This window comes from Streptomyces sp. NPDC045695 (assembly GCF_056432025.1).
Window position 1 is genome coordinate 1 of sequence record NZ_JBWKJU010000032.1, and the last position, 9,503, is coordinate 9,503.

General features: G+C 71.8%; 7 protein-coding genes. 4 read left to right on the forward strand and 3 right to left on the reverse strand.

Annotated elements, in window-relative coordinates; translation table 11 throughout:
- Nucleotides 1-1,146 precede the first annotated feature (1,146 nt).
- A complete protein-coding gene (gene pknB / locus AC07DU_RS32175) occupies nucleotides 1,147-3,060 on the forward strand; it encodes a Stk1 family PASTA domain-containing Ser/Thr kinase (protein ID WP_479115359.1) in 1,914 nt (637 codons plus the stop codon).
- A gap of 9 nt (nucleotides 3,061-3,069) precedes the next feature.
- A complete protein-coding gene (locus AC07DU_RS32180) occupies nucleotides 3,070-3,921 on the forward strand; it encodes a deoxyribonuclease IV (RefSeq protein WP_453374890.1) in 852 nt (283 codons plus the stop codon).
- A 78-nt stretch (nucleotides 3,922-3,999) separates the two neighbouring features.
- Here the strand turns inward: AC07DU_RS32180 and AC07DU_RS32185 are convergent, their stop codons facing one another.
- Nucleotides 4,000-4,632: a sulfite oxidase-like oxidoreductase gene (locus AC07DU_RS32185; protein WP_453374886.1), complete on the reverse strand. Its 633-nt coding sequence runs from the start codon at nucleotides 4,630-4,632 to the stop codon at nucleotides 4,000-4,002.
- A 199-nt stretch (nucleotides 4,633-4,831) separates the two neighbouring features.
- On the opposite strand from AC07DU_RS32185, the gene bfr reads away from it, so the two are divergent.
- Entirely contained in the window at nucleotides 4,832-5,308 is a 477-nt protein-coding gene (gene bfr, locus AC07DU_RS32190) for a bacterioferritin (protein WP_030037303.1), read from the forward strand.
- A gap of 6 nt (nucleotides 5,309-5,314) precedes the next feature.
- On the opposite strand, the gene AC07DU_RS32195 is transcribed toward bfr, so the two are convergent.
- Together AC07DU_RS32195 and AC07DU_RS32200 are read right to left on the reverse strand one after the other, a co-directional pair.
- Entirely contained in the window at nucleotides 5,315-5,578 is a 264-nt protein-coding gene (locus AC07DU_RS32195) for a (2Fe-2S)-binding protein (protein WP_360901086.1), read from the reverse strand.
- 165 nt (nucleotides 5,579-5,743) lie between these two features.
- Entirely contained in the window at nucleotides 5,744-7,099 is a 1,356-nt protein-coding gene (locus AC07DU_RS32200) for a class II 3-deoxy-7-phosphoheptulonate synthase (protein ID WP_479115362.1), read from the reverse strand.
- Nucleotides 7,100-7,443: 344 nt separating this feature from the next.
- On the opposite strand from AC07DU_RS32200, the gene AC07DU_RS32205 reads away from it, so the two are divergent.
- A complete protein-coding gene (locus AC07DU_RS32205) occupies nucleotides 7,444-9,369 on the forward strand; it encodes an anthranilate synthase family protein (protein ID WP_479032607.1) in 1,926 nt (641 codons plus the stop codon).
- Nucleotides 9,370-9,503: the final 134 nt, after the last annotated feature.

Genomic DNA, 9,503 nt, shown 5'->3' on the forward strand with positions numbered 1-9,503 from the left:
GCCACCCTTGACCGACCGTCCCGCCCCGGACATACGAAGACTGCCGGGAAACCCCCAAAGGAACGGGCCGGGGGTTCCGGTGTAGGGACGGGGAGAGTCGCGATGCACGGCCTGGGCCCTGGCCGGGCAGTCCGAGAGGCGGGCCGATCGGGGCATCGGATCCCGGGACGGGGGCGGGGGCGGACGCGTCAGATCGCTACACGCTCCTCATCTCTCAGCGTCTGCCGGCCGTCCGGGGCCGGACATAAGCCGCCCACGACCGTCAGAAGTCCTCGAAGACGGCGTCTGACGGCTGTCTGGGCAAGTCCAGGCGCCAGAACGCGCCTATACCGAGCTGTATCCGGGTCTGCGTGGGTGGGCGACCGGAAAGCGCGTCGGTTTGCCCCAATTGCGGCGGTCTGTCCGTGGGTTGGTGGGAGTGGGGTCGCTCTGATGGGAGTACAGCTCGGCTGAGGCGAGGAATCACCGCCCAAGGCCCACAAGCGACCGGCAGTCGCCGTCGACGGGGAGCGTGTAGCGATCTGTGCGGCCTATTCCCAGCCCCGGACGGCCGGCGGACGCTGAGGGATGAGAAGCGCGTAGCGATCTGACGCGTCACTCCCGACCCGGGTCCCAGGCAGGCAGGCCCGCTCCTGGAGATCCGGCCGCCAGCGCCCAGGCCGCGCATCCCTGCTCTCCCCCGTCCCTACACCGGAACCCCCGGCCCGTTCCTTTGGGGGTTTCCCGGCAGTCTTCGTATGTCCGGGGCGGGACGGTCGGTCAAGGGTGGCCGAAGGCCATCGCGCAGCGACGCGACCGTAGGGAGCGCCCTTGAGGGACCGGCCCGACACGGAGAGACGATGAGACTGACGGGAAACCCCCAAGACCTCTCTGATGCCGCCCAAGGAGCTCCCGCCCTCCGAAGCCCCCGCCCTCAGCTAGGAACCGCCCCCCGGCGAGTCCCGCCCGCCCCCGACCCCGCCCCGCATGCCCCCAGCCCCCGCCCCGCCGCCGCCCAGGGCGGGTGGGCCACCACCGCGCGCGGGGAGGGGCCCAAGGGGGCGGATACCCCGCCCGCGTGCCCCCGTACACCCCCCACGTCACAGCTGGGCTGCAAGGCTGACCCGCCCCGGCCGGGGCACGCCGCCGCGCCAATAGAATCGCCGGGTGGATACGACCCTGGATGACCCCCTCGTCGGGCGCGTGCTCGACGGCCGCTACCGCATCGACGCCCGCATCGCGGCCGGCGGCATGGCCACGGTCTACCGCGCCGTCGACACCCGCCTCGACCGCGTCCTCGCGCTGAAGGTCATGCACCCGGCCCTCGCCGCCGACGCGGCCTTCGTCGACCGGTTCATCCGGGAGGCGAAGTCCGTGGCCCGGCTCGCGCACCCCAACGTCGTCGCCGTCTTCGACCAGGGCACCGACGGGCCGTACGTGTACCTCGCCATGGAGTACGTCTCCGGCTGCACCCTGCGCGACGTGCTCCGCGAGCGCGGTGCGCTCCAGCCCCGTGCCGCCCTCGACATCCTCGAACCGGTCCTCGCCGCCCTCGGCGCCGCGCACCGGGCCGGCTTCGTCCACCGCGACATGAAGCCCGAGAACGTCCTGATCGGCGACGACGGCCGCGTCAAGGTCGCCGACTTCGGGCTGGTCCGGTCCGTGGACTCGGTCACCAGCACCACCGGCTCGGTCCTCGGCACCGTCTCCTACCTGGCCCCCGAGCAGATCGAGAGCGGCGTCGCCGACACCCGCGTGGACGTCTACGCCTGCGGTGTCGTCCTCTACGAGATGCTCACCGGCTCCAAGCCCCACCTCGGCGGCACCCCCGCCCAGGTGCTCTACCAGCACCTCCACGAGGACGTCCCACCGCCGTCCGCCGCCGTGCCCGGCCTGTCCGTCGCGCTCGACGAGCTCGTCGCGCACGCCACCGCCCGCAACCCGGATCTGCGCCCGTACGACGCCGCCGCCCTGCTCGGTCTCGCCCTCGAAGGCCGCGCCCTGCTCAGCGACGCCGAGCTGGACGCCGTACCGCCGCAGGCGCGCGCCGAGGAGCGCTCCTCCGCCGAGGACCGCACCGGCGTCATCCCGCGCCCGGTGGAGGCGCGCCAGCCCGTGCACCACACCTCGCGCCTGGAGACCCTGCTCCCGCCGCCCGCGCCCGCGGCGCACCGGCCGGCCCCGAGGGGACGGCCCCCGCGCGGTGTGCTGCTGGTCATCGCCGGGGTCCTGCTCGCGCTCGGCGTCGGGACCGGTGTCTGGTACATCAACTCCGGACAGTTCACCAAGGTCCCCAACCTGCTCGGCAAGACCGAGGAGCAGGCGCGTTCGCAGCTGTCCGCGGCCGGTCTGGGGGTGAAGGGGGTCGAGCGGAAGTTCAGCGACGCCTTCGACCGCGGGACGGTGATGGACAGCGATCCCCCGGGCGGCAAGCGGATCCGCGGCAACGGCGCGGTGACCATCACCCTCTCCCGCGGCCCGCAGGTGGTCTCCGTGCCCGACCTCAAGGGCAGGCCGCTGGAGGCTGCCAAGGCCGAGCTGACGAAGGCCGGGCTGGCGCCCGGCGTCGTCACGCAGGCGTTCAGCCAGGACGTCGCCCAGGGCTCGGTGATCAGCACCGACCCGGCCGGCGGCCAGAAGCGGGCGCCCGACACGGCGGTCGCGCTCCTGGTCAGCAAGGGCCGCCCGGTGCCGGTGCCGAACGTGGCCGGGATCTCCGCCGAACAGGCGAAGTCCGCTCTGGAGGGCCTGGGACTGAAGGTCGTGACGGCTCCCGAGCAGGTCAACGCCCCGTCGGTGGCCGGTACGGTCGCCAACCAGTCGATCGCCGCCGGCAGTCAGGCCGCGGCCGGGGACACGATCACGCTGACCCTGTCCAAGGGCCCCCGCCAGCTGCCGGTCCCGAACGTGACCGGCCAGGACGTGGACGTGGCCCGCAAGACCCTGGAGGCGGGGGGCTTCAAGGTGAAGGTGGACCGGCCCTTCCTCTCCTTCAGCAACACGGTGGACACGCAGTCGGTGCCGGCCGGACAGAGCGCCCCCGAGGGCAGCACGATCACCATCAAGACCAAGGGGCTCTAGGCCGCCGTGATACGCAATCCAGTGGGCGGGCACGTTCCCGTCGCCGGCGGGCTCGCCTCTGTGGGCCTGGCCTACGCCCGGGAGATGGGCGCCGAGGCCGTCCAGGTCTTCGTCGCCAATCCGCGCGGCTGGGCCACCCCGACGGGGAACCCGGCCCAGGACGAGCGGTTCCGGGAGCAGTGCGCGGCCGAGTCCATCCCGGCCTACGTGCACGCGCCGTATCTGATCAACTTCGGCTCGCACACCGAGGCGACCGTGGAGAAGTCGGTGGAGTCCCTGCGCCACTCGCTGCGCCGGGCCCGGGCGATCGGCGCGCTGGGCGTGGTCGTGCACACCGGTTCGGCCACCGGAGGCCGCCCGCGCGAGGCGGCGTACGCGCAGATCAGGGAGCACATGCTGCCGTTGCTGGACGAGCTGACGCACGAGGACGACCCCTTCTTGCTGCTGGAGTCCACGGCCGGTCAGGGTTCCTCGCTGTGCTCGCGGGCCGAGGACTTCGGGCCGTACTTCGAGGCGCTCGACCACCACCCGATGCTGGGGATCTGCCTGGACACCTGCCACGTCTTCGCGGCCGGTCACGACCTGGCGGAGCCGGGGGGTACGAAGCTGACGCTGGACCTGCTGGTGGACACGGTGGGCGAGGGCCGGCTGAAGCTGGTCCACGCGAACGATTCCAAGGAGGGCGTCGGCGCCCACAAGGACCGGCACGCCAACATCGGGCTGGGCCACATCGGACCCGACGCCTTCGCCGAGCTGATGACGCACCCCGCGATGGACGGCGTACCGCTGATCACCGAGACCCCGGGCGGCAAGGAAGGGCACGCGGCGGACGTGGCGCTGCTGAAGAGCCTGCGCCCTTGAGGGACGGGGCCCGCGTCTCCTGGGTACGCCGTCCGGGTGACTCTCACCGCCGGCGAAGCCGAAAAGGCTGAAAAGCCCCTACAGCTCGGGGCCGTCCCCCGGCTCTTCCTGGTACGAGTAGCGCTGCTCGCGCCAGGGGTCGCCGATGTTGTGGTAGCCGCGCTCCTCCCAGAAGCCCCGGCGGTCCGCGGTCATGTACTCGACGCCGCGGACCCACTTGGGGCCCTTCCACGCGTACAGGTGCGGGACCACCAGCCGCACGGGGAAACCGTGCTCGGCGGTGAGGAGTTCGCCGCCCTGATGGGTGGCGAAAACCGTGCGCTCGGAGGCGAAGTCGGCCAGCCGCAGGTTGGAGCTGAAGCCGTACTCGGCCCACACCATCACGTGCGTGACCTGCGGCGCCGGCGGCGCCAGGGCCAGGACGTCGCGGGCGAGGACGCCACCCCATTCGGCGCCCTGCATGCTGAATTTCGTCACGCAGTGGAGGTCCGCCACCACGGAGTTGAAGGGCAGGGCCGTGAACTGCTCGTGGTTCCAGCAGTGCTTGTCGCCGTCGGCCGTCGCGCCGAAGACGCGGAATTCCCAGCGGTCCGGCTTGAACTTGGGTACGGGCCCGTAATGGGTGACCGGCCAGCCCCGCTGCAGCCGCTGCCCCGGTGGAAGCTCCAGCTGCTCTGCTTCCGGAGATTCCCGGCTTTCCGGCTGACCCATGACTCCATGGTGACAGACGTCGCGGGGTGGTCATGACCAGGTCTGTGCCGATTAGGGCAAGTCACTGCAACTCACACTAAGGAGGCACTTACTGGACGCCCTCCGGCGGCGGTGCAAGGATGCGCGCAATCCCCCCGGCCGATGCCGGGAGGTACCCCAGCCCCGTCATAAATGACATTGCCTGGAAGGAGCCTCTGCGATGCAGGGCGACCCCGAGGTCCTTGAATTTCTGAACGAGCAGCTGACCGGTGAGCTGACGGCCATCAATCAGTACTGGCTGCACTACCGCATCCAGGACAACAAGGGCTGGACCAAGCTCGCCAAGTACACGCGTGAAGAATCCATCGACGAGATGAAGCACGCGGACAAGATCACCGAGCGCATTCTGATGCTCGACGGTCTGCCGAACTACCAGCGCCTCTTCCACGTGCGCGTCGGGCAGACGATCACGGAGATGTTCCAGGCCGACCGCCAGGTGGAGGTGGAGGCCATCGACCGCCTCAAGCGCGGTATCGAGGTCATGCGCGGCAAGGGCGACATCACCTCCGCCCGGCTCTTCGAGGAGATCCTGGAGGACGAAGAGCACCACATCGACTATCTCGACACCCAGCTGGAGCTCATCGAGTCCCTGGGCGAGGCGCTCTACATCGCGCAGCTCATCGAGCAGCCGAGCTAGCTGCCGCTAGGCCACTTCCGCCAGCTCGGGCAGGGGCGCGAGGGCCGGCTCGGGGGCGGCGGCGAGCACGGCCGCCGCGTCGCCCTTCTCCAGCAGCTCACGACGCGGGCACGCGCCGCGGCCGAGGATGCCCTGGATGGTGCGCACGCAGGAGCCGCAGTCGGTTCCGGCCTTGGTGGCCGAGGCGATCTGCCGCGGGGTGCACGCCCCGGCAGCCGCGTGGTCCTTGACCTGCTTGTCGGTGATTCCGAAGCAAGAGCAGACGTACACGCGGTTCACCTCCGGGGTGGAACGGTTCGGCGGGCCATCCCCTATTCGGTGAGGCTTACCTAACCGTACCTAAAGTTAGGGTGACCTAAAAGACCCGGACACGACGATGGGGCGCGGATCACATCGATCCGCGCCCCGTCGTCGTACGAAGGTACTGACTGATCCCTACTGGTCGCGGTACATCTCGGCGACCAGGAAGGCCAGGTCCAGGGACTGGCTGCGGTTGAGCCGCGGGTCGCAGGCCGTCTCGTAGCGCTGGTGCAGGTCGTCGACGAAGATCTCGTCGCCGCCGCCCACGCACTCGGTGACGTCGTCACCGGTGAGCTCGACGTGGATGCCGCCCGGGTGGGTGCCCAGCGCCTTGTGGACCTCGAAGAAGCCCTTGACCTCGTCGAGCACGTCGTCGAAACGGCGCGTCTTGTGGCCGGAGGCCGCCTCGAAGGTGTTGCCGTGCATCGGGTCGGTGACCCAGGCGACGGTCGCGCCGGAGGCGGTGACCTTCTCCACGAGCTCGGGGAGCTTGTCGCGGACCTTGTCGGCGCCCATGCGGACGACGAAGGTCAGCCGGCCCGGCTCGCGCTCGGGGTCCAGCCGGTCGATGTACGTCAGCGCCTCGTCCACCGTGGTGGTGGGGCCGAGCTTGATGCCGACCGGGTTGGCGATCTGCGAGCAGAACTCGATGTGCGCGTGGTCCAGCTGCCGGGTGCGCTCCCCGATCCAGACCATGTGGCCGGAGGTGTCGTACAGCTTGCCGGTACGCGAGTCGGTGCGGGTCAGCGCGCCCTCGTAGTCGAGCAGCAGCGCCTCGTGGGAGGCGTAGAACTCGACGGCCTTGAACTCGGCCGGGTCGGTGCCGCACGCCTTCATGAAGTTCAGCGCGTTGTCGATCTCCCGCGCGAGCTGCTCGTAGCGCTGACCGGACGGCGAGGACTTCACGAAGTCCTGGTTCCAGGCGTGCACCTGGCGCAGGTCGGCGTAACCACCGGTGGTGAAGGCGCGCACCAGGTTGAGCGTGGAGGCGGACGCGTTGTACATCCGCTTGAGCCGCTCGGGGTCCGGGATCCGGGCCTCTTCGGTGAAGGGGAAGCCGTTGACCGAGTCACCGCGGTAGGTCGGCAGGGTGACGCCGTCGCGGGTCTCGGTGTCCTTGGAGCGCGGCTTGGAGTACTGGCCCGCGATGCGGCCGACCTTGACGACGGGCACGGAGGCCGCGTACGTCAGGACGGCGCTCATCTGGAGCAGCGTCTTGAGCTTGGCGCGGATGTGGTCGGCGGAGACGCCGTCGAAGGCCTCGGCGCAGTCGCCGCCCTGAAGGAGGAACGCCTCGCCCTTGGCGACGGCTCCCAGACGGGCGCGCAGCTGGTCGCACTCACCCGCGAAAACGAGGGGAGGATACGACTCGAGGTCCGCGACGACAGCGCGCAGAGCCTCGGCATCGGGGTACGAGGGCTGCTGCGCCGCGGGAAGGTGCCGCCAGGTCGCCTTGGCGGCGGGGGCTTGGGTTTCAGCGTTCACGGTCACCTCGTACACATTACGGCGTCACACGCGGCGTCCAGCCATGCGACCACAACGTGAGACGGCCGTCCGCCCCGAAGGCGCGGGGTGCCCGGCAGGAACGGAATCGATGGTTCAGCCCACCTCGTGAGACGGATACGGCGCTCCGGGGGCGTGGTGGGCTAAGGTGCCCGACATGTACGCGCACGTGAACCAGAACTGGTGGTGGCCCGCTCCCGGCGGCCCACTTCTCGCGCGTACCTGAGACACGCACGACGCGAAGGCCGCCCCGAGGGGCGGCCTTCCGCATGCGGTGCGAAGACACCGACGGACGCGGGCCGCTCCTCCCACCGGAAGGACGCTCCCGCCCCATGCACTCCAGCCAGCCGCACCGACCGAGCCCCCTGAGCCCGCTGAGCCGCCTGCTCGACGACTCCTGCCCGCCCTTCGCCCTGCTGCGCCGGCGGACCCCCGGGCGCGACCACGACACCGTCGAGGTGCTGATCGGCGCGGTCCACGAGGCCGAGCACCTCGCCGACCTGCCCGTCGGGGAGCTGCCCGCCCTCGCCCTCGTGCCCTTCCGGCAGATCCGGGAGCGCGGGTTCGACGTACGCGACGACGGCACGCCGCTGAGCGTGCTGGTCGCCGAGGAGACGTACGAGATGGCGCTCGACCAGGCACTGGCCGAGCTGCCCGCGCACGCGGTGCGCGTCGACGGCGGCGGCTTCGACGTCCCCGACGAGCAGTACGCGGCCACCGTCGAGCGGGTGATCGAGGACGAGATCGGCCGCGGCGAGGGCGCGAACTTCGTCATCCGGCGCACCTACGAGGGCCGGATCGAGGGCTTCGGCCGGGCCGACGCCCTCGCCCTGTTCCGTCGGCTGCTGCTGGGCGAGCGCGGCGCGTACTGGACGTACGTCGTCCACACCGGCGACCGCACGCTGGTCGGGGCCAGTCCCGAGGTCCACGTGCGGATGTCCGGGGGCACGGTCGTGATGAACCCGATCAGCGGGACCTACCGCTATCCGGCCGGGGGCCCGACCGTGGACTCCCTCCTCGCCTTCCTCGGCGACCGCAAGGAGACCGAGGAGCTGTCGATGGTGGTCGACGAGGAGCTCAAGATGATGTGCACGGTCGGGGACCGGGGCGGGGTGGTCGTCGGCCCGCGGCTGAAGGAGATGTCCCACCTCGCTCACACCGAGTACGAGCTGCGCGGGCGCTCCTCCCTGGACGTGCGGGAGGTGCTGCGGGAGACGATGTTCGCGGCGACGGTCACCGGCTCGCCGGTGCAGAACGCCTGCCGGGTCATCGAGCGGTACGAGAGCGGCGGCCGCGGCTACTACGCGGGCGCGCTGGCCCTGCTCGGGCTCGACGCCTCCGGGGCCCAGACGCTCGACTCCCCGATCCTGATCCGCACGGCCGACATCGGCGCGGACGGTGTGCTGCGGGTCCCGGTGGGCGCGACGCTCGTACGGCACTCCGACCCCGCGGGCGAGGTGGCGGAGACGCACGCGAAGGCGGCGGGCGTGCTGGCGGCGCTCGGGGTGCGGCCGGCGGCGCCCCGCCCGGCCTTCGAGGGGGCACGGCTGGGGCAGGACCCGCGGGTGCGGGCGGCCCTCGCCGCCCGGCGGGCGGACCTGGCCCCGTTCTGGCTGCGGATGCAGGAGCGGCCCGCCCCGCTCTCCGGCCACGCGCTGGTGGTGGACGGCGAGGACACCTTCACGGCGATGCTGGCGCACGTGCTGCGGGTGGCCGGGCTGGAGGTGACCGTACGCCGCTACGACGATCCGGGGCTGCGGGAGGCCGCCCTGGCCTGGGAGGGCCCGGTCGTCCTGGGCCCCGGCCCGGGCGACCCGGCGGACGGCGCGGACCCCAAGATGCGGATGCTGCGCGCTCTGACCGCCGAACTGCTGGCCGCGCACCGCCACGGCCTGGTCGGGATCTGCCTGGGCCACGAGCTGCTGGCCGCCGAGCTGGGGCTCCCGCTGGTCCGCAAGGCGCAGCCGGCCCAGGGGGCGCAGACCCGGATCGACCTGTTCGGGGCGGACGAGGTGGTCGGCTTCTACAACACGTACACCGCCCACTGCGACGACGAGCGGGCCGCCGCCCTCGCCCTGCGGGGCGTCGAGGTCTCCCGGGACCCGTCGACGGGCGAGGTCCACGCGCTGCGCTCCGCGGCGGGCTCCGCGGCCGGCTTCGCGGGGGTCCAGTTCCATCCGGAGTCGGTCCTCACCCTGCGCGGCGCGGACCTGCTGGGCGCACTGCTGCAAGGGGTCCGCGCCGGCGCCCCGGCGTAACGTCCCCGCCCGTCGGGGGGGGGGGGGGGGGGGGGGGGGGGGGGGGAGGGGGAGAGGGGGGGGGGGGGAGGGGGGGGGGGAGGGGGGGGGGGGAGGGAGGGAGGATGGGGGGGGGGGGGGCGGGGGGGGAGGGG

Bases quoted from the DNA above. Each gene is read 5' to 3' on its own strand.
- AC07DU_RS32185 (WP_453374886.1), bottom strand. From the start codon at position 4,632: ATGGGTCAGCCGGAAAGCCGGGAATCTCCGGAAGCAGAGCAGCTGGAG.
- bfr (WP_030037303.1), top strand. From the start codon at position 4,832: ATGCAGGGCGACCCCGAGGTCCTTGAATTTCTGAACGAGCAGCTGACC.
- AC07DU_RS32205 (WP_479032607.1), top strand. From the start codon at position 7,444: ATGCACTCCAGCCAGCCGCACCGACCGAGCCCCCTGAGCCCGCTGAGC.